The sequence below is a fragment of the Pantoea sp. USHLN256 genome (assembly GCF_037149875.1).
Lineage (GTDB): Bacteria > Pseudomonadota > Gammaproteobacteria > Enterobacterales > Enterobacteriaceae > Pantoea > Pantoea nemavictus.
On the sequence record NZ_JBBCQO010000001.1, the window covers coordinates 506,012 to 530,304 of the forward strand.

Consider the following 24,293-nt stretch of genomic DNA (forward strand, 5'->3'; position numbering starts at 1 on the left):
CAAGAATGAACCTTTCATGCCACCGTAACTGTTTGGCTGCTGTTTTTTCGGACAAAAGGAGCAATTTTCGATGTTTTTCACTGTTAAAAAAGTCATTGGCGGGATGTTGCTACCCTTGCCACTGCTGTTATTGCTCATGGCAGCGGGACTTTTGCTGCTCTGGTTCAGTCGCTGGCAAAAATGCGGCAAAATTATCATCTCTTGTAGCTGGTTGTTACTGCTACTGCTAAGTTTGCAGCCGATCGCCGATCGCCTGTTGTTACCATTGGAAAACCACTATCCCACCTGGAACGGTAACGAGCCGGTCGATTATATCGTGGTGCTCGGCGGCGGCTACACCTTCAATCCGAATTGGGCGCCGAGTTCCAATCTTATTAACAACAGCTTGCCGCGCGTGACGGAAGGTGTTCGGCAATGGAAGCGCTATCCGCAGGCGAAAATGATCTTTACTGGCGCAGCAGCGGGCAAAAACCCACGCAGCAGTGCCAGCGTGGCTGCCGAGGTAGCAGAGAGCCTTGGCGTTCCTCGTGAAGCGATTATTCAGCTGGATCAACCACGAGATACGCTTGGCGAAGCGCGGGCGGTAAAACAGGCGATTGGTGAACATCCGTTTTTGCTGGTGACATCTGCTAACCATTTGCCGCGTGCGATGCACTTTTTCCAGCGCGCAGGCATGAATCCGCTGGCAGCACCGGCAAATCAGCTGGCAATAACATCGCCGTTAAACGGGTGGGAACGCGTTATTCCATCGCCAGTTTGGCTCGCCCACAGTGAGCGTGCCGTTTATGAATCGCTGGGACAGATCTGGCAGCAGCTGCGCGGTGACGAACTCACCTCAACCCAGCCAGGGGAGTAATTGCGCGCGGGCATGATCAAAGCGCGGACGATCAAACTGTCCGCTGCTGACCAGCGTGTCGACGCAATCCCACAGCTGATACAACCAGCGTCGCCAAAGAAAACCCTCCGCCACAGGCGCACGCTGCAAATAGTGTTGCAGCAGCGAAGCTTCTGCCCCGCTATCTGCCAGCCGCATAAGATCGTATTCCCGCGGCGCCCAAAGGATATTTCCCGGCTGCATCATCGCAATCAGTTGGTCGCTGTGCGCATCTTTTAACACGCTGGCCAAACGTAAATTACCGTGCATCAACACGCAGGCATCGTTAAAACCGTTGAACAAACGTGGAAGCAGCTGGCGACTGCGGAACAATATTTGACGATCTTCCATGGTGAAAAACGGTGGCGACAGATAACCCAACGTCGACCACAACACATCAACCCGTTGGCGATACCACGCTGGCCAGTTGTTTTCCTGCACGCTGTCTACGCTGCCGACTAAGCCCTGACTGTCGATGCGATGCCAGGCCAACACACCTTCCACAATCTGTTCGCACAGTTGTTCCCAGCGCGCAGCATTGCGCGTTGGAGCTTCTGCCGACACGCCATTAAAACGCGCCATCAGCAACATCTCATGCGCGGGCTTCTGCTGACTTAGCACCAAGCCAAATACCGCTGGCACAGCGATCAAACCATCGTGACCGAGCATGGTGAGTTTTTTGGCTTCCAGCGCAGCACGTCCCTGATGGCGAAAATACTTCGCTACCAGCGGCATCGGTTTACCGGCGTCATCATAGAGTGCGTACAGCCGCGTTTGCGCCTGCTCGCTAATGGTTTCGAGACGGCTGATGCTTTCACCCAGCACCAAGGCAAGTTCTGAACGGAGCTGTTCCATGCGATATCCTCCGATGTCAAAGGGCTAGAATATGCTGGAGGTGATGGCGACGCGAAACTTAGCGCCAGATCAAACTTTTAGGCCAGCGAGAGCCGCTGGCCGGTCGGAGATTAACCCTGCATAGCGAGACGAACGCGCTCAAGGTCATCCGGCGTATCTACTCCAACACTTGGGATAGTTTTTGCCACCGCGACGTGAATTTTTTCACCGTACCACAGCACGCGTAACTGTTCGAGTAGCTCAATGTGCTCCAGCGGGCAGGGCTCCCACGCGATATAGCGACGGATAAAACCGGCGCGGTAGGCATAGATACCAATATGGCGCAGTAGCGTGTCGCCGATCTGCTCACGCGAACGAGCATAACGCTCGCGATCCCAGGGAATGGTGGCGCGTGAAAAGTACAGTGCATACCCTTTCGCGTCCATAACCACTTTCACCGCGTTTGGGTTAAAGGCCTCTTCAGCATCGGTAATTGGCACCGCCAGCGTAGCCATTCCGGCTTCAGACTGCGCCAGATTACCCGCCACCTGGCGTACAATTTCCGCCGGGATCATCGGCTCATCGCCCTGCAAGTTGACGATAATAGTATCGTCAGCAAACTGGTATTTCTCGATCACTTCTGCCAGGCGTTCAGTGCCGGATTGATGATCGACGCGCGTCATGCATACTTCTCCGCCCGCCGCCGTCACCGCCGCAGCGACATCCGGATGATCGGTGGCGACAATCACACGATCGGCGCCCGATTCGCGCGCGCGTTCCATCACGTGCAGCACCATCGGTTTGCCCTGAATATCCACCAGCGGCTTGCCTGGCAGACGCGTTGAAGCGTAACGCGCAGGAATAATGGCCACAAAACTCATGGATGGATCTCTTCAACAGACAGCGTACGCGCTTCCACTTCCAGTAACACCGGAATACCATCGCGTACTGGATAGGCCAGGCCGTCGGGTTTACAGATCAGCTCTTGCTGCTCTTTGTTGAAATACAGTTTTCCGTTGCAAACCGGGCAGGCAACGATCTCGAGTAAACGGTGATCCATAATCTTCTCCTTTCAGGACCGCTTCAGGCGGTTAGCATATCATAATAGCGTGCGCGTTAATGACGCACTAAAGCCAGACTCTTTGCGGATTTATTCGCTGATCGACCAGCGATTTGACCAAGCCGCCAGAAGTTCTGCAGGCGCATTTTCGATCATCACTTCATTGGCGCCTTGCCAATGAGCAAAGCGATTAATGGCTTTTTGTACATCATTGAGAAAAGCATTACTAACGCGCGTGCCCTGTTCCAGCCAGAATGTACGAATCACTAATTGCTGTGCCTGACGATCCATTTTGGCGTCAATACGCGCTTTTAGTGCTCCGCGGTGCAAAACTGGCAGGACAAAATAACCATATTTGCGCTTATCTGCTGGCGTATAGCACTCAATGCGGTAATCAAAATTAAACAGCTCCAGCGCGCGCCGCCGATCCCAAACCACAGGATCAAAGGGCGATAGCAGAGCCGTATGTGTAGCAGAAAGCGGCTTTTCCAGCATTGGCAATAATGTGTGGTGTAACCACATTTCGCCCAGCTGCTCCACCTCAACACGGACAATCTCGCCGCGTGCTGCGGCATCGGCTAGCCACAACTTGAGCGGTGCATGCTTGAGGCGATAGTAATCCGCTAACCAACTGCCGCGGAAAATCCCGAGACTGCGTGCACTGTGATTCAACATTTGCATAACAGCCTCTGCTTCACTCAGCGCATGCTGTTCGTCAATCCAGTCTGGCATGACACGGCTATGCAGATCATAAACCCTTTGGAAGTTGCGCCGCTCGACTACCATCAATTCACCCGCACTGAACAAGTTTTCCAGATGACGTTTATGCGGCTTCCATGCCCACCAGCCAGGTTTAGTCTGTTTGTCGTTACTGAAATCGGCAGCACGAACTGGCCCGTTGGTGGCAATGTGCTCTAACAGATCAGCAATTTCCTGCTGATGCTTTGCCACCCAATCGGCGCTGTATTTCCAGCCAAGTCGCTGTGGCTGCAGCATACGATGGCGCAGCAAAGGATAATCTTCGAAGGGAATAAAACAGGCTTCATGCGCCCAATATTCAAACAACGCCCCTGACGCCAGCGCCTCTTCCAGCCAGTTGGCGGGGTAGTTACCAAGCCGGCTGAACAGCACCAGATAAGGGCTCCGCGCGACAACATTAATGGTGTCAATTTGCAGCAGCGACATCTGACGCACGGTCGCGTGAATATCGGCAAAGCGCGCGCGGCGGCCCAAAGGACGCAGCAGTCCCTGAGCGGCCAAATGGAGATGACGAGCAGTTTGCAGCGAGAGGGAAGCGGAAAGGTTCATGGCTTAATTCCCTTTCAGATGTTTAGCGCGAACGGGCTTCGCGTGCGGTGAGGCCGAGTTGGGTGATATCGTCTAACAGGGTTGCCACACTCGCTCCTTGCAGATGCGCATCGACTGGCAGATACCACCAATTGGGGCGAGCAAAGCTGCGGCACTTCACTGCATCTTTTTCCGTCATCAGCAAGCACTGTTCTGCCTGAGTCAAACGACGCAATTCGTCTTCGCTATAAGCATGGTGATCGGCGAAAGCAATTTCTGCCACCGGCTTAACGCCTTGCTGTTTAAGGGTATTGAAGAAGCGCGGTGGATGTCCAATACCAGCCATCGCCACAATTTCTGGCAGCTGTTCCAGCGAGGCGGTGGCGCCGCTAATCAGATTAACAGCCAGCCCGGGTTGTAATGTCATGGCAATTTCGTTGCTTTGCGTATCACCACCATTGACGATTACCGCGTTGACCTCACGCAAACGGGAAGCGCGCTCGCGCATCGGTCCAGCCGGTAACCACCAGCCATTGCCAAAACGGCGTATGCCATCCACCACCACAATTTCGCGGTCGCGCTGTAATGCATAATGCTGCAGGCCATCGTCAGTGATGATCACATCAAGGTCATGCACAGCAAGTAAGCCTTCGACCGCCAGACGGCGCTGCGGCGCAACCGCAACCGGCACCTGAGTACGCTGTGCGATTAACACCGGTTCATCGCCTGCTTGCGACGTTGCTGTCTCAGCGGTGACGAGCAGGGGATAACGTTCGGCTTTACCGCCGTAACCACGCGATACCACGCCAACACGTAATCCGCGTTGTTGCAGGGCCTGCACCAGCCAAATCACCACTGGCGTTTTACCATTGCCGCCGGCGGTAAGGTTACCCACTACAACTACCGGACAAGGTGCGCGCCAGCTTTTACGCCATCCGCGTATAAAGCTAAGGCGAATCAGCCAGGTGATCGCCCCATACAGCAAACTTAGCGGCCAAAGCAGCAGCCATAACGGCGATCGCCCGCTCCAGATGCGTTCAATCATTGACCAAACTGCATCTTATGAAGTTGCGCATACGCGCCCTTCTGTTCCAGCAGAACGGTGTGAGTGCCGCGCTCTACAATGCGCCCATCTTCAACCACAACAATCTCATCGGCCTTTTCAATGGTCGACAGGCGGTGCGCAATAACCAATGAGGTGCGGTTTTTCTGCAACTCATCCAGCGCAGCCTGAATGGCACGTTCTGATTCGGTATCCAGCGCTGAAGTCGCTTCATCAAGAATCAAAATTGGGCAGTCACGAAGAAGCGCACGCGCAATCGCAATACGTTGACGCTGTCCACCAGAAAGCAGTACGCCGTTCTCACCAATGATCGTATCGAGGCCATTATCCATTTTCTGGATAAAGTCCATTGCGTGCGCCATGGTTGCAGCCTGTTCGATTTGCTCACGCGTATATTGGCCGTTACGAGCATAGGCGATGTTATTAGCAATGGTGTCGTTGAAAAGGTGCACGTTTTGAGAAACCAATGCCACCTGATTGCGCAACGAACGTAGGGTGTATTCACGCAAATCATGTCCATCCAGCAGAATCTCACCGCTGTCAATGTCATAAAAGCGCGTTAACAAGCTGGCCATTGTAGATTTACCGGAGCCTGAGCGTCCTACCAATGCTACGGTTTTACCTGCAGGCAGCGACAGATTGATATCACGCAGCGCGGGAATATCACGACCAGGATAGGTAAATGTCACATTGCGGAATTCAACATCACCTTTTGCGCGTTCCAATTCACGCTTGCCATTGTCAACTTCCTGCTCGCTGTCGAGAATTGAGAACAGCGTCTGACAAGCAGCCATACCACGCTGGAACTGCGCATTGACGTTGGTTAGTGACTTCAGTGGACGCATCAAAGCGATCATGGAAGAGAACACGACAGTGATGGTACCGGCAGTTAACGTCTCCATTACGCTTGGGAAGCTGGCGGCATAAAGTACGAAAGCCAATGCCAGCGATGCGATTAGCTGAATAATCGGATCAGAGATGGAGGAAGCCGACACCAACTTCATGCCTTGCTGACGCATTCTGTTGCTGACCTGAGAAAAACGCTTCGCTTCTACATCTTGCCCACCAAAGATCAGCACCTCTTTATGCCCTTTCAGCATCTGTTCAGCACTAGTGGTGACCTGACCCATGGTGTTTTGCATATTTTTACTGATGCTGCGGAAACGCTTTGAGACGGTGCGAATTGCAAAAGAAACTATGGGAGCCAGCACGATGAGAATCAATGACAACTGCCAGCTGTAATAGAACATCATGATAAACAGGCCAATGATCGAAGCGCCTTCACGCACGACGGTAACCAGTGCACTTGAAGAGGAAGAGGCAACCTGCTCAGAATCATAGGTAATACGTGACAAAAGCGTACCGGTAGATTGCTGATCAAAGAAGGTGACTGGCATGCCCATCATATGACCGAATAAACGGCGACGCATGTTCATGACCACGTTGCCGGAAACCCATGAGATGCAATAACTGGAAATATAACTGGTCACGCCGCGTACCAGCATCAGGCCGATAACGACCAGTGGCATCCACAGCATTACGGATCTGTCAGCTTTACCGAAGCCATCATCCAGTAAAGGTTTCAACAGAGAGAGCATCAGGGTGTCGCCTGCCGCATTGATAATCAGCGCTATCGCTGACACATACAGGCCAGCCTTGTGGGGTGCAATCATCGGCCAGAGTCGACGGAATGTCTGCCACGTTGAGAGATCTTTATCTTGATGCATTATTTATTCACGCTGTTTGAAATAGCCGCTCATTCTACCTGGATTCGCGTTTGACGCCAAACCACTGATGATACCAGCGGGGCATTATTTGCTCTCGTAAGCCCTTAATTTGCCAATGCCCCTGTCTGATAGCGATATGAATCTGCCCTGATTGCCCCGTGTCGTACCACCTGTAACCCTGTTGACGATAGCGTTCTACCACCGCGGGTGCCGGCATACGCCAGGCGTTATAACGTGCCAGTGAAGCAAGTGCAGCCTGACCTGCAACATTACGTAACAGTAATGAACCTGAAGAGGTGCGACTGCCGTGATGTGGGACCTGTAAAAATGTTGCCTTCAGCGCATCATGTTCGAGTGCGACGATTTTTCTCTCCGCTTCTAACTCAATATCACCGGTCAGCAGCAGACTAATTTTACCGTCATCGACGTGAATAACACATGAATCGTTATTTTGCCCTTGCGTTTGATTTGCCGGCGGCCACAACGCCGTAAATTGCAGTTTTCCCCACTGCCACTTTTGACCACGATGGCAGGGCAAGTGCCCCTCTTCCCCCAATGCACTGCGAACTTTTATTGTTGGATTCGCGTTGAGCACTGAGTGTAGTCCACCACGGTGATCAAGATGTTTATGGCTCAGTATCAGTGAATGAAGCTTCCGTCCTTGATATTGCAGCCATGGCAGAAGCACGCGCGCACCGGCATCATCCTGCTTCCAGGCTGGGCCGACGTCATACAGCACCACTTCATTACCCTGCGTAATAGCAATGGCTAAACCGTGCCCTACATCAATCATGTCTATCTGCCAATCATCACGTTGCGCATTATTGCGCCAGACGATGATCGCGATGACCAGACTCAAGCAAGGCATTACGCTGCGATGTGCCAACCCGCTACGCCAAAACAGCATTCCCACCCAAAGCAGCACAATAGCGGGGAGCGTATCACTCCATGCCCACCAGCCTGCAGGTAACGACTGCAGCCCACTCATCACTGTAGTAATCGAAAGATCAGCCAGGCTCCATAATCCACTTGATATAACCGGCGCAGGCAGCAGCATTGCCAGTAATATCAGTGGTACGGTGATGAATGACACCACCGGTACCGCCATCAAATTGGCCACTAACGCACTCAGGCTTAAGCCCTGGAACAGGAAAATTTGTAACGGTGCCATCAGAATCATCATGCCGAGCTGTAAATGCAGCAATTGGAGCAACAGCCATCGACGCTGCGTGCGAAAACGAGGCGGTAAAGAAAACCATTGATACCAGACGATCAACATAGCGACTGCAAGTGCCGATAACCAAAAACTCTCGGATAATACAGTTAGCGGATCAAGCGCCAGTAATCCGCCTATACATAATGTCCATACTTGCCAGCCAGTTAATTGCCAGCCGGCCGCGCGAATCCCGATCCATAGAATCAGCGCAACTATCGCACGCTGAGCCGGAGCATGACTGCCTGACACCCAAGTGTAAGTCGCCGCAGTGATCACGCTCACTATGAGCGGAAATAGATAACCAATTAGATGGGCGGGTAAAATTACCTGAATAGCACGTGCCAATAGCCACCCAACGCTCGCGGCCAGCGCAATATGCATACCTGAGATTGCCATTAAGTGAGCAGTACCCGTTTCTCGCAGCAGTTGTCGCTGCTCTTCGGTCATGTTGGTGCGTATACCAAACGCCAGTGCCTGAATAATCGCGGGATGCTGAAGCGTTGCAAATGCGGGCCAATGGTAATTGATCAAGGCTGTCCGCCAGCTACAAGATAATGATTCTGACTGCTGGCCGATGATGCGCCCTTGCAGCGGCATATGATTAGACATAGCAAAGCGCTGAATATCGAACTCACCTTCATTTAATCTTCCATGGACAGGCCGCAACTTAAGTTTCATTTTCCAGCGTTGACCGGAACAGAATGACTGAATTAACGCTGCGTTGTTGAGCGTGACAAATACGGGAGGGAATTGATAACGATCACCAACACGCAGAATTTGTGCCGTCAGTTGCTGCTTTTCTTCGCGAACCTCTGTAATACGGACAGTCGCCTCTATGGGAGCGGCAGCCAATAACTCGATTGTATTGACCATGTGCCGCGCCTCTACCATCGCCCAGGATAATAGTAATAGACCCACACCCATTATGCGCAGCAAGCCATTTGGCGTTACTCCTAATAGCAATGCAAAACCTGCTATAGCCACAATCACGCTGGTTTCGGGTATTTGCGGCAGGACGCCTAATGGTAATGCTGACACAATCATCATTCTGGCCAGCACAATCCAACTTATTCGCATTGGTACTCTCCCTTAGTGGGAAAGATTGTGCGGTTAACAGGAAGAGATTGCTCCTCGGGAAAATCAGGATACAGAGGTGAATTCAGAAATTTATAACGGTATTACAGCTAAAGTAGCAATGCTTTGAGGGCAGACTCTCAATACTGAAGATTTAAGCAAAAAAAAACGACACTCAAGAGTGTCGTTTTTATCGTTCGGTAACGGCTTAGCCGTAAATATTCGCACGGTCACGCAATTCTTTGCCCGGCTTAAAGTGGGGAACGTATTTACCTTCCAGATCCACTTTATCACCCGTTTTCGGGTTACGACCCGTTCGTGGTGCGCGGTAATGCAAAGAAAAGCTGCCGAATCCCCGGATTTCAATGCGCTCGCCCTGTGCCAACGTAGTGGCCATGTGCTCAAGCATCTCTTTGACCGCATCCTCAACGACTTTCGCCGGAATATGAGTATGCTGTCCAGCAAGTCTTTCAATCAGTTCTGACTTGGTCATGTAACCTCCGGTTAATCCTTATTTGGAAAGGTATGACAGCTTTTACCGAAACCGGACGACTTGCATCGCCCGGTGCCTTAGGTCGATTACTCGCCTTTAGCCGCTTTGAACGCTTCAGCCATTGCGCTAGAGAAGTTGCTGCCTTCATCCTGTTTGGTGTTAACAGTATTGATAGCTTCTTTCTCATCAGCCTGGTCTTTAGCACGAACAGACAGGCTCACAACGCGGTTCTTACGGTCAACGCCGGTGAATTTAGCTTCAACGTCGTCACCAACGCTCAGAACCAGAGTTGCGTCTTCGATGCGGTCCAGAGAAGCTTCAGAAGCGCGCAGGTAACCCTCTACGCAGTCAGCTAATTCTACTGTAGCACCTTTCGCGTCAACTGCAGTGACTTTACCAGTCACGATAGCGCCTTTCTTGTTCAGGGTGATGTAGTTGTTGAATGGATCTTCAGCCAACTGCTTCACACCCAGAGAGATGCGCTCGCGCTCTGCATCAACCTGAAGTACAACGGCAGCGATTTCGTCGCCTTTCTTGTACTCACGAACGGCTTCTTCGCCAGTCGCGTTCCAGGAGATGTCAGACAGGTGAACCAGACCGTCGATGCCACCGTCCAGGCCGATGAAGATACCGAAGTCAGTGATTGACTTGATTTTACCTTCAACACGATCGCCTTTGTTGTGGGTCTCTGCGAACAGCTGCCATGGGTTAGATTTGCACTGCTTCAGACCCAGGGAGATACGACGACGCTCTTCGTCGATGTCCAGAACCATTACTTCAACCACGTCGCCTACGTTAACAACTTTAGACGGATGGATGTTTTTGTTGGTCCAGTCCATTTCAGAAACGTGTACCAGACCTTCAACGCCTTCTTCGATTTCTACGAAGCAGCCGTAATCAGTCAGGTTGGTTACACGACCGGTCAGCTTGGTGCCTTCCGGATAGCGCTTAGCGATAGCTACCCACGGATCTTCGCCCAGTTGTTTCAGGCCCAGAGATACACGGGTACGCTCGCGGTCGAACTTCAGCACTTTAACAGTGATTTCGTCGCCCACGTTGACGATTTCGCTCGGATGCTTAACGCGTTTCCAAGCCATATCGGTAATGTGCAGCAGGCCGTCAACGCCGCCCAGATCCACGAATGCACCGTAGTCAGTGAGGTTCTTAACGATACCTTTAACTTCCATGCCTTCCTGCAGGTTTTCCAGCAGCTGATCGCGTTCAGCGCTGTTCTCAGATTCGATAACAGCACGACGTGAAACCACGACGTTGTTACGTTTCTGATCAAGCTTGATTACTTTGAATTCAAGCTCTTTGCCTTCCAGGTGCAGAGTATCGCGAACCGGACGAACGTCTACCAGTGAACCTGGCAGGAACGCACGAATACCGTTCAGCTCAACTGTGAAGCCACCTTTAACTTTGCCGTTAATAACACCGGTAACAGTTTCAGCGTCTTCGTAAGCTTTTTCCAGCGTGATCCAAGCTTCATGACGTTTAGCTTTCTCACGGGACAGCAGGGTTTCACCGAAGCCGTCTTCTACTGCGTCCAGCGCAACGTCAACTTCGTCGCCTACCTGGATTTCCAGTTCGCCGGCTGCGTTCTTGAACTGCTCTGCAGGAATTGCAGATTCAGATTTCAGACCCGCATCAACCAGGACTACGTCTTTGTCGATAGAGACAACAACGCCACGAACGATGGAACCCGGACGGGTTTCGATTTCTTTCAGGGACTCTTCAAAGAGTTGAGCAAAAGATTCAGTCATATTGATAATCTTAGGATTCTTCAATTTAACGTCCACCTGACGTCATTGTCGGATGGGGTTGTTTCACATGCCCAGCACCGGGTCCTTGGTACAAGGTTACAACAATTCGATTGCCGAAAGATTAAATGCCCAGCTTTTGCCTGGCATAATCAAGCGCCTTTTCAATCACTTGCTCAATAGACATACTGGTTGAGTCCAGTACCAGAGCATCAGTGGCAGGCACTAAAGGTGCAATGGCACGATTACGATCGCGGTCATCACGTTCCTTTATCTCGGATAAAAGGCGATCAAAGTTAACATTAAAGCCCTTCTCCTGCAACTGTAGCATACGGCGATGCGCCCGCTCTTCCGAGCTAGCGTCGAGGAAAATTTTCACTGGCGCGTCAGGGAAAACTACTGTCCCCATGTCACGTCCATCGGCGATTAAACCGGGTTCTTCGCGGAAGGCGCGCTGGCGGCGCAGTAATGCCTCGCGCACTCGCGGAAAAGCAGCAACGCGTGATGCGGTGTTGCTCACTTCTTGCGTGCGGATTTCACCGGTAACGTCTTCACCTTCCAATACCACCTGCATTTCACCCTCAACCGACAAAAAACGCACATCGAGGTGTGCCGCCATCGGCACTAATGCTTCTTCGGATTCAATATCCACCTGATGATGAAGTGCGGCCAATGCTAAAACGCGATAAATAGCGCCAGAATCCAGTAAGTGCCACTGCAACGACTCCGCCATCGCTTTACATAAAGTCCCTTTACCCGCGCCACTTGGCCCATCAATGGTAATAACCGGGGCGATTGCCGTCATTGTTCTCTCCTGTTGCTGCGTGCTTATTTTCAGCCCTTCCAGGCCGCCTGGAATGCGCGGCATTATACGCTGCCCGCATCAGGTTGGTTACCCTTTAGCGTAGACAGCGCTAGAAATATAGACAGATTCAGAAGAATTTCCGCCTGATAAGGCCAAAAGTTAGCAAAGAAACCCGGCGCAGCGCACCGGGTTAGAAGATCAGGACGTGCGGCTAATTTTCGCCAATTGCTCGAAGTAGCTTGGGAAGGTTTTCGCGGTACAGCCGGGGTCAAGGATCGTTACTGGCGTATCGGAAAGCGCCACCAGCGCAAAACACATCGCCATGCGGTGATCGTTGTAGGTGCCAATATCTGCGTGTTGCAGTTTCGCCGGTGGTGTGACACGAATAAAATCATGCCCTTCTTCAACTTCAGCACCAACTTTGCGCAATTCAGTCGCCATGGCGGCAAGACGATCGGTCTCTTTTACGCGCCAGTTATAGATGTTACGCATCAGCGTGGTGCCTTGTGCAAATAGCGCTGTCGTGGCAATCGTCATCGCCGCATCGGGAATATGATTCATATCCATATCAATGGCAGTAAGCGAACCACGCGTACAAGAAATGTAGTCATCGCCCCACTCAATCACCGCGCCCATCTTTTCCAACACATCAGCAAAATGGATGTCGCCCTGAACGCTGTTGCGACCAATACCGGTTACGCGCACCGTACCACCTTTGATGGCTGCCGCAGCGAGGAAGTACGAGGCGGAGGACGCATCACCTTCCACCAGATAATCACCCGGAGACTGGTACTGTTGCTGTCCTTTTACCACAAATCGCTGGTAATTCTGGTTATCAACTTCGACGCCGAAGCTACGCATCAGGTGCAGCGTGATATCAATATAAGGCTTGGAAACCAGGTCGCCCTTAATAGTAATAACTGTATCTTGCTGCGCCAGCGGCGCGGTCATCAGCAATGCAGTGAGAAACTGACTCGAAACGCTGCCATCTACGCTAACTTCACCACCCACAAAGCCACCATTGAGACGCACTGGCGGATAATCAGTCTGCTCCAGATAATCGATGTTGGCTCCGCCTTGACGCAGTGCATCAACCAGATGACCGATTGGGCGTTCTTTCATGCGCGGCTCGCCCGTCAGGACAATTGATTGTTGGCCCAAACAGAGCGCAGCAGCCAATGGGCGCATCGCTGTACCAGCATTACCAAGGAATAATTCGAGGGGTTGTTCAGCACGCAAAGGCCCCGCGTTACCCACCACTTCGCATACAGTGCGATCGGCAGAGAGCGTGAAGCTGACACCCAGCGCTTTTAGCGCGTTCAGCATGTGTTTAACGTCATCGCTATCAAGTAAGTTAGTTAAACGCGTAGTGCCGTTTGCCAGCGCGGCCAGCAATAGTGCGCGGTTCGAGACGCTTTTTGAACCCGGTAGGTTTACCGTGCCGTCAACGTGGGCAATCGGTTGTAGAGTCAGGGAGTCCTGCATGTGAAACTAAATCTCCAGAAAATACGAAACCCCATCATATGACGGGGTCTGATACCAGACAGGCTGGCATGAAAAAAGTCGTTAACCGTGGCGACGTTCGAAATCAACCATAAACTCAGTTAGTGTTTTGACGCCTTCCATCGGCATCGCATTGTAGATTGATGCACGCATACCGCCAACCACGCGGTGGCCTTTCAGTGCGTGCAGGCCCGCGTTGAGGGACTCATCAAGGAACACTTTATCCAACGCTGAATCCGCCAACTGGAATGGCACATTCATACGAGAACGGTTTTCGGTCGCTACATCGTTACGATAAAATGCGCTGTTATCAATCACACCGTACAACAAATCGGCTTTGGCCTGATTCAGCTTATCCATCTCAGCAACGCCGCCCTTCTCTTTCAGCCATTTGAATACCAGACCAGAGAGATACCAGGCGAAAGTCGGCGGGGTGTTAAACATCGACTCGTTTTCTGCCAACACTTTGTAATCAAGAATAGATGGCACATAACGCTGCGCTTTACCCAGCAAATCTTCACGCACAACCACCAGCGTTAAGCCCGCTGGTCCAATATTTTTTTGCGCGCCAGCATAGATTACGCCATAGCGATTGATATCAATCGGACGCGACAAAATAGTAGAGGAGAGATCCGCAACCACAACCTTATTGCCAAAATCCGGCTCTTCATCAATGGCAATACCGTCAATAGTTTCATTCGGACAGAAGTGGACATAAGCTGCATCGTCGCTCAACTGCCATTCACGCATAGGTAATAAAGCACGCTTACCATCACGCGTGGTTTTTACATCAATGGTCTTAGGTGAGCAGAATTTTTCGGCTTCCTTGATGGCGCTATGAGCCCAGTAACCACCATCTATATAATCTGCCGTTTTAGCCTCACCCAATAAGTTACCGGGAATAGCAGCAAACTGCGCGCGGGCACCGCCGTGGCAGAACAAAACTTTGTAGTTGGCTGGGATCTTCAGCAGATCGCGAAAATCTTGTTCTGCCGCTTCCGCAACCGCAATAAACTCTTTGCTGCGGTGACTGATCTCCATCACCGAGGTGCCTAACCCGTGCCAGTTTGTCAGTTCTTGTTCTGCGCGACGGAGCACTTCTACCGGCAGCATAGCCGGGCCAGAGCTAAAATTATAAACCTGCGTCATTTCCCCTCACCACTGTCATATCGAACGGTTATGAATACCCCATCGGTTTTATCATTGCCTCCAGATGGCTGCAATCATTAATCCGGCAGCGATCACATTTCCAGAGCCAGCCCCACCGCAGCTTATGTCATAAATGCATTAAGCTGCGGAATTTTGTGAGGTGGCTTATGAAACAAGAACCCAGGTGTTAAAGGAAGTAAATGCCGTTACCAGACTCAGATAAATTTGGCGGACTGAATAGCGAAGCACGTGTAAAACCCGTATTATTGCGCGCTTTACGCCCACCCCATTGACTTGAGAGAGCGCCACCATGACGCAAACGTTTATCCCCGGTAAAGATGCCGCACTGGAAGATTCCATTGCACGCTTCCAGCAGAAACTGCAAGACCTTGGTTTCAATATTGAAGAAGCTTCCTGGCTGAATCCGGTACCACACGTCTGGTCAGTGCACATTCGCGATCGCGACTGCCCGCTCTGCTTTACTAACGGTAAAGGTGCCAGCAAAAAAGCGGCATTAGCCTCAGCGCTGGGCGAATATTTCGAACGTCTCTCAACCAACTATTTCTTTGCTGATTTTTGGTTGGGCAAATCCATCGCCAATGGCGATTTTGTACACTATCCGAATGAGAAGTGGTTCCCGCTCACAGAGGATGACAGCCTGCCGGAAGGCATTCTGGATGCGCGCCTGCGCAAATTCTACGATCCAGAGGAGAGCCTGGGTGCCTCTGAGTTGATTGATCTGCAATCTGGAAATAGCGAGCGCGGCATTTGCGGCCTGCCATTTACCCGTCAATCTGATCAGCAAACGGTTTATATCCCGATGAACATCATCGGTAACCTGTATGTCTCAAATGGCATGTCAGCTGGTAACACCGCAAACGAAGCGCGTGTACAAGGCTTATCTGAAGTGTTTGAGCGTCATATCAAGAACCGCATCATCGCCGAGTCCATCAGCCTGCCAGAAATTCCTGAAGCAGTAATGCAGCGTTATCCGGGAGTGATAGAAGCGATTGAGCGTCTGGAAGCAGAAGGTTTCCCTATCTTCTCTTATGATGCTTCGCTGGGCGGCAAATATCCGGTTATCTGCGTCGTGTTGTTCAACCCGGCGAACGGCACCTGCTTTGCCTCTTTCGGCGCACATCCGGACTTTGGCGTTGCGCTGGAGCGGACGGTAACTGAGCTATTGCAGGGCCGCGGTCTGAAAGATCTCGACGTGTTCACGCCACCTACATTTGATGATGAAGAAGTAGCTGAACACGCTAACCTGGAAACTCACTTCATCGACTCTAGCGGCCTGATCTCATGGGATATGTTTAAAGAAGATGCCGATTATCCATTCGTCGACTGGAGCTTTGCGGGTACGACTCACGAAGAGTTTGATACTTTGATGGCCATCTTCCGTGCGGAAGATAAAGAAGTTTACATTGCCGATTACGAACATCTGAGTGTTTACGCCTGCCGCATCATCGTGCCTGGCATGTCCGACATCTATCCGGCAGAAGATCTACTGCTGGCAAACAACAGTATGGGTGCACCGCTGCGCGAGACGCTGCTCGCGTTGCCAGAGAGTCAGTGGGAACCTGAAGCCTATCTCGATCTTATTGTTCAGTTAGATGAAGAAGGTCACGATGACTTTACTCGCGTGCGTGAACTGCTGGGTCTGGCGTCGGGCAAAGATAATGGCTGGTATACGCTGCGTATTGGCGAGCTAAAAGCAATGCTGGCACTCGCTGGCGGTGATTTGGATCAGGCGTTGATCTGGACTGAATGGACGATGGAATTCAACCAGTCGATCTTTAGCGAAGAACGCGCTAACTATTATCGCTGCCTGCAAACTTTGCTGTTACTGGCGATGGAAGAAGAGCGTGACCCACTTCAATACCATCGTGCTTTCACACGTATGTATGGTGAAGCAGCCGTAGATGCTGCTTCAGCCGCGATCAGTGGTGAAGCGCCATTCTATGGATTGCAAGCCGTCGATCTGGACCTTAAAGCCTTCCCTGCTCATCAATCACTGTTAGCCGCTTATGAAAAATTACAGGCAGCTAAACGTCGTTACTGGTCACAAAAATAATTATCCCTCTTTAATTTTTTAGTTGGATAATTCACGTAACGTAAATGGCACTGAGTAAGATCAGTGCCATTTTTTTAATCAAAAAATTAAAGAAGCATAAAACTTTATATTAAATAACAATTCAGCTTTAATCGTTAATGATATTTAACAAAACCAAGCCTGCATCACAACTCACTTCAACTTATTTTGCATAAATTAAAAATTATTTATTTTATTAATTTCAATATCTTAATTGAAAATCACCTTGCTAGTCGCTTCACTTAGCGCCTACCTTCCGGTCAAATATGATCCACGTCAATTTCTGACCTATACTCCTTTGTTAGTATCTTTACAGGCAATTTTTGGAGAGCGTTAGTGTGAAAGCTGACAACCCTTTTAATTCATTATTACCGGCGGCAATGGCAAAAGTTGCAGAAGAAGCCGGCATATATAAAGCAACCAAACATCCTTTAACCACATTCTTCCTTGCCATTACTGCTGGCGTATTTATCTCAATTGCATTTGTCTTCTATATCACTGCGACTACCGGAAGTGGAGCGATGCCTTATGGCATAGCAAAATTGATAGGCGGCATCTGTTTCTCACTCGGTTTGATGTTGGTAGTGGTTTGCGGTGCTGACCTGTTCACCTCAACCGTATTGATAGTTGTAGCGAAAGCCAGCGGACGAATTACCTGGTTGCAACTGGGCCGACACTGGCTGACCGTCTATATCGGCAATCTGTTCGGTGCACTATTCTTTGTAGCACTCATCTGGTTAGCTGGTGAACACATGGTGGCAAATGGTGCATGGGGTTTAAACGTTCTGCAAACTGCTGACCATAAAATGCATCACACCTTTATTGAAGCCGTCAGTCTCGGCACGCTCGCCAACCTTATGGTTTGCCTCGCTGTGTGGATGAGTTATTCCGGCCGCAGTTTGATGGATAAGATGTTCGCGATGATTTTACCGGTGGCGATGTTTGTTGCCTGCGGCTTCGAACATAGCATCGCCAACATGTTCCTGATCCCAATGGCCATCGTTATTCGCGATTTCGCCAGCCCAGAATTCTGGCAAATGGCCGGTGCAAGCGCAGCTCAATTTCCTTCACTTAGCGTTAGCGATTTCATTCTTAACAATCTTATTCCCGTGACCATCGGCAACATTATTGGCGGCGGATTGTTAGTAGGTTTGACCTACTGGGTAATCTATCTGCGTGGCAATGAGCCGGTGCATTAATGAATTGGTACGGGCGTGCTGACTCAGCGCGCCATACGTCAAAGTCTCCCTAAATAAGGCAGGTATATCATGTCCGAACTGAATGAAAAAATGGCGTCAGCCTGGGAAGGATTTAGCGCCGGCGAATGGCAGAACAGCGTCAACGTCCGTGACTTTATCCAGAAAAACTATACACCGTATGAAGGCGACGAATCCTTCCTGGCCGGTGCAACTCCGGCCACAACTAAGCTGTGGGATAGCGTGCTTGAAGGCATCAAAATCGAGAACCGTACTCACGCTCCGGTTGATTTTGATACCGATTTGGCTTCAACCATTACCTCTCACGATGCAGGTTATATCAGCAAGTCGCTGGAAAAAATTGTTGGCCTACAAACTGAAGCGCCATTGAAACGAGCCATCATTCCTTTTGGCGGCATAAAAATGGTTGAGGGTTCATGCAAAGTTTATGGCCGCGAACTCGACCCTGCGCTAAAAAAAGTTTTCACCGAGTATCGTAAAACCCACAACCAGGGTGTATTCGATGTTTATACCCCAGACATTATGCGCTGTCGTAAATCAGGCGTACTGACTGGCCTGCCAGATGCTTATGGTCGCGGACGTATCATCGGTGACTACCGTCGCGTTGCGCTGTACGGCATCGACTATCTGATGAAAGACAAAGTCGCGCAGTTCAATTCATTACAGAGCGATATGGAAAACGGCGTTGATCTGGAAGCCACCATCCGCCTGCGTGAAGAGATCTCTGAACAGCATCGTGCGCTTGGTCAGATTAAAGAGATGGCTGCGAAATATGGCTCAGACATTTCACTGCCGGCCACTAATGCACAAGAAGCAGTACAGTGGACTTACTACGGCTACCTCGCTGCGGTGAAATCGCAGAACGGTGCGGCGATGTCCTTTGGACGCGTATCAACCTTCCTGGATGTATATATCGATCGTGATATTCAGGCAGGCAAACTGAATGAAGAAGAAGCACAGGAACTGATTGACCATCTGGTCATGAAACTTCGTATGGTGCGCTTCCTGCGTACCCCTGAATATGATGAGCTGTTCTCAGGTGACCCAATCTGGGCAACTGAATCACTCGCCGGTATGGGTGTTGATGGCCGTACTCTGGTGACCAAAAGCACCTTCCGCTTCCTGAACACGCTTTACACCATGGGCCCATCACCGGAACCCAACATGACCATTCTGTGGTCTGAAAAATTACCGGTTAATTTCAAAAAATACGCAGCGAAAGTCTCGATCGATACGTCTTCATTGCAGTATGAGAATGATGACCTGATGCGTCCTGACTTCGATAACGATGACTATGCTATCGCTTGCTGCGTAAGCCCAATGATTGTCGGCAAACAGATGCAATTCTTCGGAGCACGTGCCAACCTGGCTAAAACTCTGCTGTATGCAATCAACGGTGGCGTAGATGAGAAGCTGAAAATGCAGGTTGGCCCAAAAGAAGCGCCAATTACTGACGAAATTCTCGACTTCGATACTGTGATGGAACGTCTGGATCACTTCATGGATTGGCTGGCTAAGCAGTATGTCACCTCACTGAATATCATTCACTACATGCATGATAAGTACAGCTACGAAGCTTCATTAATGGCGCTGCACGATCGTGACGTTTATCGCACCATGGCGTGTGGTATCGCTGGCCTGTCTGTCGCAGCTGACTCACTCTCTGCGATCAAATATGCGAAAGTAAAAACCATCCGTGATGAAGATGGCTTAGCAGTAGATTTCGAAATTGAAGGTGAATATCCACAGTTTGGTAATAACGACTCTCGCGTTGATGATATGGCCTGCGATCTGGTTGAGCGTTTCATGAAGAAAATTCAGAAACTGCAAACCTACCGCAACGCGGTACCAACGCAATCAGTACTGACCATCACCTCTAACGTAGTTTACGGTAAGAAAACCGGTAATACCCCAGATGGTCGTCGTGCAGGTGCGCCGTTTGGACCGGGCGCTAACCCAATGCATGGTCGTGACCAGAAAGGTGCAGTTGCTTCATTGACCTCAGTCGCGAAACTGCCGTTCGCTTACGCTAAAGACGGTATCTCTTATACCTTCTCCATCGTGCCGAATGCGCTGGGCAAAGATGATAACGTGCGTAAAACTAACCTTGCAGGCCTGATGGATGGATATTTCCATCACGAAGCCAACATCGAAGGTGGTCAACATCTGAACGTCAACGTAATGAATCGTGAGATGCTGTTGGATGCCATGGAACATCCTGAGAAATATCCGCAACTGACCATCCGCGTTTCTGGCTATGCTGTACGCTTCAACTCGCTCACTAAAGAACAGCAGAAAGATGTAATTACACGTACTTTCACCCAGTCGTTGTAATCGCACCTTACTAAGATTAAAAGGCTCCTTCGGGAGCCTTTTCTCCAAAGTCCGTTTTGCCAGTTTGCTAATGCAGGCACCCTTGCAAAACCGACTTTCACTTAGAGCACAACAGAGATTGTGCTGCCTGATGTTCAGGCTCACCTGGAGAACTCATCGCAATGTCAACCATCGGTCGTATCCACTCCTTTGAATCCTGCGGCACCGTTGATGGCCCGGGCATACGCTTTATCACCTTTTTCCAGGGTTGCCTGATGCGCTGCCTGTATTGCCACAATCGCGATACCTGGGATACACACGGCGGGAAAGAGGTAACTGTTGAAGAGTTGATGAAGGATGTACTGTCATATCGTCACTTCATGAATGCATCTGGCGGCGGCGTTACAGCATCCGGCGGAGAAGCGATTTTACAAGCCGAATTTGTCCGTGACTGGTTCCGAGCCTGCCAGGCTGAAGGTATCCATACCTGCCTCGACACTAATGGCTTTGTTCGCCGCTACGATCCAGTGATCGATGAACTGCTAGAAGCCACTGACTTGGTGATGCTCGATCTCAAGCAGATTAACGATGATGTGCATCAGATTCTGGTGGGTGTGTCTAATCATCGCACGCTGGATTTTGCACGCTATTTGCAGAAGAAAGGTAAACGCACCTGGATTCGGTTTGTGGTAGTGCCAGGCTACTCCGATGATGACGACTCTGTTCATCGCTTAGGCGAGTTCACTAAAGATATGGATAATATCGAGAAGATTGAGCTATTGCCCTACCACGAGTTGGGCAAACACAAGTGGATTGCCATGGGGGAAGAGTACAAGCTGGATGGTGTTAAGCCGCCGAGTAAGGAAACCATGGAGCGAGTAAAGAGTATTCTCGCCAGCTACGGTCATGAAGTGATGTACTAATCAACAAAAGGGGAGCCGCTGGCTCCCCTTTTTAGTGATTCATATTTCTGTATTATGCGTGTGCAACTGGCGTTGCCTGATGATCGACTTTACGCAGTAACATTACCAGATAAACCAGCGCCACCGCCGCAATCATCACAAACAGCAGTCGATCAGAGTAGTTCTGCATTAACATCGCCGTCATTCCCGGCCCCACCAGGCTGCCTACGGTATAGCTAAACAGTAATGCCTGATTCATCGCCACTAATTCGTGGTGCGCCACGGTTTCACACGCCCACGACATGGCCACCGGATAGAGTGTAAAACCAGCAAGTCCCAGCACAAACAACGCCGGTGCCATCGCTGCATCACCAAGCATAGCGATAGCACCTAAAATCACCACGAACACTTGTACACGCAGCACCATCAAACGGCCAAAACGATCGGCCAGGCGCCCTACTGGCCACTGACCGACAATGCCTGAACTTACTAATAATGCCATCCAGTAACCGACGGTTGCATCGCTCATGCCCTGATGAGAAAGATACAGTGGCATCAAGCCATAAAGGGAACCGAGAACGATACCGGAAATAATGCAGCCATTGATACCAAGGCGAGAACTGCGACGGCGCAACATAATCCAGATATGGCCCGTTGAGGCCTCTTCCGTTGCTACAGTCGCTTTTACCTGCACAAACACTACCGGCAATACCGCACAGATAATCAGTGTGGTCACCCATGGAATCACGTGCAGCAATTCTGTCGAAAGGCGGCTTACCAACAGCTGGCCTGCTACCGTCCCGAGATAATAGATAATCATGTAAGCAGCCAGTAACTGGCCACGATTACGCACGGTACCGCTGCAGAGCAAAGCGCTCTCAACCACAACCCAAATCAAGGCGCATCCGATGCCTGCAGTGAAACGCAGCATCGTCCAGCTGTAAAATCCATCCAGCATAACCATGCCCATGGTCGCCACGGCGAAAAGTACGCTAGCCAAATAGAAACAGCGGTTAAAACCATAACGATTGATCAACCAGCCCGCCAGTAAGGTGCCTAGCAAATTACCGGTGTAATACGATGAGCTGGCCATACCCACTTGCCAGGTTGGCAATTGATCGTGAGTAAGCCACAGCGGTACCAACGTATTAAGCACAGCAATAGACACCGTCATAAGCATTAAGCCGCAGAGCAGCAAAACGACGGGGCGGGACCAGGTTGACATAGTGAAGAAACCAAAAGAGATGATGATAATTGCGCGCAGTTTGCCATTCACCATTTTAAAGTCAATGTGCAAAAAATCACCGCAGCACGATTTGCTGATGAACAATTTATTTTTCTTATCTTCAGCAGGTTAGAAGGGTGCGGGAGCAATTAAAATGGATAGCTATCTACTTGAATTAGCGATTTTTAATGCTTTATAGCCATTTGCTGTCGATAACGTTTATTTCTGATTAATTCCAACTAAAAAATAATTATGTTACAGCTTAAGAAACAAAAAACCCGGCATTGCCGGGTTAATATCATTGAGCGTTGATTAGCCAACAAATTCCAGACCACCCATATAAGGACGCAATACTTCTGGAACTTCAATACGACCGTCGGCCAGCTGATAGTTTTCAAGCACCGCAACCAGGGTACGGCCTACCGCCAAACCAGAACCATTCAGCGTATGCAGCAAACGCGGCTTCTTATCGGTTTTGCTACGGCAACGCGCCTGCATACGACGCGCCTGGAAATCACCCATGTTGGAACAAGATGAAATCTCGCGATAGGTATCTTGCGCGGGCAACCAAACTTCCAGATCGTAGGTTTTGGCTGAACCAAAGCCCATATCGCCGGTGCAAAGCAGAACTTTACGATATGGCAGATTGAGCAGTTGCAGCACCTTCTCAGCGTGGCCGACCAACTCTTCTAACGCATCCATGGAAGATTCAGGTGCGACAATCTGCACCATCTCAACTTTGTCGAACTGATGCATGCGAATTAAACCGCGCGTATCGCGTCCATATGAACCGGCTTCTGAACGGAAGCATGGCGTATGCGCGGTAAGTTTAATTGGCAACGCTTCTTCTTCAACGATCTCATCACGCACTAAGTTGGTCAACGGCACTTCTGCTGTTGGGATCAGCGCATAGTTGCTGCTACCCGCTTCTTCGCCCAGCGGTTTGGTGTGGAACAGGTCTTCACCAAACTTCGGCAATTGCCCGGTACCGTACAATGTTTCCTGGTTGACCAGATAGGGAACATAGGTTTCGAGATAACCGTGCTGTTGCGTGTGCAGATCAAGCATAAACTGGCTTAAGGCACGATGCAGGCGCGCGATCTGACCTTGCATCACGATAAAACGTGAACCAGTCAGTTTTACGGCGGCTGCAAAATCGAGGCCTTTGGCGGCTTCACCCAACTCAACGTGGTCTTTTACCGGAAAATCAAACTGGCGCGGCTGGCCCCAGCGGCTGACTTCCTGATTCTCGCTGTCATCTTTACCCAACGGGACTTCATCAACCGGCAGGTTAGGCAGCGCGAGGGCAAAATCACGGATCTCATTTTGCAGCGTATCCAGTTCTGCTTTAGCTGCATCCAGGCGTTCGCCCAGTGCGTTCACTTCCTGACGCAGTGGCTCGATATCTTCCCCACGTGCTTTGGCCTGACCGATGGATTTGGATCGGGAATTACGCTCAGCCTGTAGATTTTCAGTTTCTACCTGCAAGACTTTACGGCGCTCTTCGAGCGAACGTAACGTTTCCACATCCAGTTTAAATCCTCGGCGTGCCAGTTTTTCTGCGACTGCGTCTGGCTCGTTACGCAGCAGGTTGGGATCGAGCATGCTAATCCTGTGTAATAAAAGGTTGATTGAACGAATGGCGGGACGCATCCCTATGGAATGCAATGAAATCCTTGCTCACCTTACCGTAAGGTGT

19 protein-coding genes are annotated in these 24,293 nt (G+C 50.5%); 5 read left to right on the top strand and 14 right to left on the bottom strand.

What is annotated here, in order from left to right; genetic code table 11:
* The first annotated feature begins 70 nt into the window (after positions 1-70).
* The gene (elyC, locus tag WFL93_RS02470; RefSeq protein WP_336777180.1) at positions 71-856 is read left to right on the top strand and encodes an envelope biogenesis factor ElyC; all 786 of its coding nucleotides are present in this window, start codon (positions 71-73) and stop codon (positions 854-856) included.
* On the opposite strand, the gene WFL93_RS02475 is transcribed toward elyC, so the two are convergent.
* The 12 genes from WFL93_RS02475 to serC all read right to left on the bottom strand — a co-directional run bounded on the left by WFL93_RS02475 (position 836) and on the right by serC (position 14,845).
* Complete coding sequence (locus WFL93_RS02475) at positions 836-1,729, bottom strand: YcbJ family phosphotransferase (RefSeq protein WP_180823358.1); 894 nt, start codon at positions 1,727-1,729, stop codon at positions 836-838. The genes elyC and WFL93_RS02475 overlap by 21 nt on opposite strands.
* A gap of 110 nt (positions 1,730-1,839) precedes the next feature.
* On the bottom strand, positions 1,840-2,589 hold the full coding sequence (gene kdsB, locus WFL93_RS02480; protein ID WP_336777181.1) for a 3-deoxy-manno-octulosonate cytidylyltransferase: 750 nt from the start codon (positions 2,587-2,589) through the stop codon (positions 1,840-1,842).
* Positions 2,586-2,768 (bottom strand): Trm112 family protein, encoded by a 183-nt coding sequence (locus WFL93_RS02485; protein ID WP_007887424.1) that lies wholly within the window; start codon positions 2,766-2,768, stop codon positions 2,586-2,588. The genes kdsB and WFL93_RS02485 overlap by 4 nt, the downstream gene beginning before the upstream one ends.
* A 90-nt stretch (positions 2,769-2,858) precedes the next feature.
* On the bottom strand, positions 2,859-4,076 hold the full coding sequence (locus WFL93_RS02490) for a winged helix-turn-helix domain-containing protein (RefSeq protein WP_336777182.1): 1,218 nt from the start codon (positions 4,074-4,076) through the stop codon (positions 2,859-2,861).
* A 22-nt stretch (positions 4,077-4,098) separates the two neighbouring features.
* On the bottom strand, positions 4,099-5,100 hold the full coding sequence (gene lpxK, locus WFL93_RS02495; protein WP_180823356.1) for a tetraacyldisaccharide 4'-kinase: 1,002 nt from the start codon (positions 5,098-5,100) through the stop codon (positions 4,099-4,101).
* Complete coding sequence (msbA, locus tag WFL93_RS02500) at positions 5,097-6,845, bottom strand: lipid A ABC transporter ATP-binding protein/permease MsbA (protein ID WP_007887429.1); 1,749 nt, start codon at positions 6,843-6,845, stop codon at positions 5,097-5,099. Before msbA ends, lpxK begins: the two co-directional genes overlap by 4 nt.
* Before the next feature lie 34 nt (positions 6,846-6,879).
* Complete coding sequence (locus WFL93_RS02505; protein WP_336777183.1) at positions 6,880-9,138, bottom strand: DNA internalization-related competence protein ComEC/Rec2; 2,259 nt, start codon at positions 9,136-9,138, stop codon at positions 6,880-6,882.
* A gap of 205 nt (positions 9,139-9,343) precedes the next feature.
* Entirely contained in the window at positions 9,344-9,628 is a 285-nt protein-coding gene (gene ihfB / locus WFL93_RS02510; RefSeq protein ID WP_003849360.1) for an integration host factor subunit beta, read from the bottom strand.
* A gap of 86 nt (positions 9,629-9,714) precedes the next feature.
* Entirely contained in the window at positions 9,715-11,391 is a 1,677-nt protein-coding gene (gene rpsA / locus WFL93_RS02515; protein WP_336777184.1) for a 30S ribosomal protein S1, read from the bottom strand.
* A gap of 121 nt (positions 11,392-11,512) precedes the next feature.
* Positions 11,513-12,193 carry a (d)CMP kinase gene (gene cmk, locus WFL93_RS02520; protein WP_007887471.1) on the bottom strand — a complete coding sequence of 227 codons (681 nt, stop codon included), beginning with the start codon at positions 12,191-12,193 and terminating at the stop codon, positions 11,513-11,515.
* 198 nt (positions 12,194-12,391) lie between these two features.
* Positions 12,392-13,678 carry a 3-phosphoshikimate 1-carboxyvinyltransferase gene (gene aroA / locus WFL93_RS02525; RefSeq protein WP_180823354.1) on the bottom strand — a complete coding sequence of 429 codons (1,287 nt, stop codon included), beginning with the start codon at positions 13,676-13,678 and terminating at the stop codon, positions 12,392-12,394.
* 81 nt (positions 13,679-13,759) lie between these two features.
* Positions 13,760-14,845: a 3-phosphoserine/phosphohydroxythreonine transaminase gene (serC, locus tag WFL93_RS02530; RefSeq protein ID WP_336777185.1), complete on the bottom strand. Its 1,086-nt coding sequence runs from the start codon at positions 14,843-14,845 to the stop codon at positions 13,760-13,762.
* A gap of 310 nt (positions 14,846-15,155) precedes the next feature.
* On the opposite strand from serC, the gene ycaO reads away from it, so the two are divergent.
* From ycaO to pflA, 4 genes are all read left to right on the top strand, one after another.
* Complete coding sequence (gene ycaO, locus WFL93_RS02535; RefSeq protein ID WP_336777186.1) at positions 15,156-16,919, top strand: 30S ribosomal protein S12 methylthiotransferase accessory factor YcaO; 1,764 nt, start codon at positions 15,156-15,158, stop codon at positions 16,917-16,919.
* Positions 16,920-17,275: 356 nt separating this feature from the next.
* Positions 17,276-18,136, top strand: a complete 861-nt coding sequence (gene focA, locus WFL93_RS02540; protein ID WP_049851013.1) for a formate transporter FocA — start codon at positions 17,276-17,278, stop codon at positions 18,134-18,136.
* 69 nt (positions 18,137-18,205) lie between these two features.
* The gene (gene pflB, locus WFL93_RS02545; RefSeq protein WP_007887486.1) at positions 18,206-20,488 is read left to right on the top strand and encodes a formate C-acetyltransferase; all 2,283 of its coding nucleotides are present in this window, start codon (positions 18,206-18,208) and stop codon (positions 20,486-20,488) included.
* Positions 20,489-20,649: 161 nt separating this feature from the next.
* Positions 20,650-21,390, top strand: a complete 741-nt coding sequence (gene pflA / locus WFL93_RS02550; protein ID WP_180823351.1) for a pyruvate formate lyase 1-activating protein — start codon at positions 20,650-20,652, stop codon at positions 21,388-21,390.
* Positions 21,391-21,442: 52 nt separating this feature from the next.
* Here the strand turns inward: pflA and WFL93_RS02555 are convergent, their stop codons facing one another.
* Entirely contained in the window at positions 21,443-22,594 is a 1,152-nt protein-coding gene (locus WFL93_RS02555) for an MFS transporter (protein ID WP_036620530.1), read from the bottom strand.
* A 312-nt stretch (positions 22,595-22,906) separates the two neighbouring features.
* Positions 22,907-24,199, bottom strand: a complete 1,293-nt coding sequence (gene serS, locus WFL93_RS02560) for a serine--tRNA ligase (protein WP_007887492.1) — start codon at positions 24,197-24,199, stop codon at positions 22,907-22,909.
* Positions 24,200-24,293: the final 94 nt, after the last annotated feature.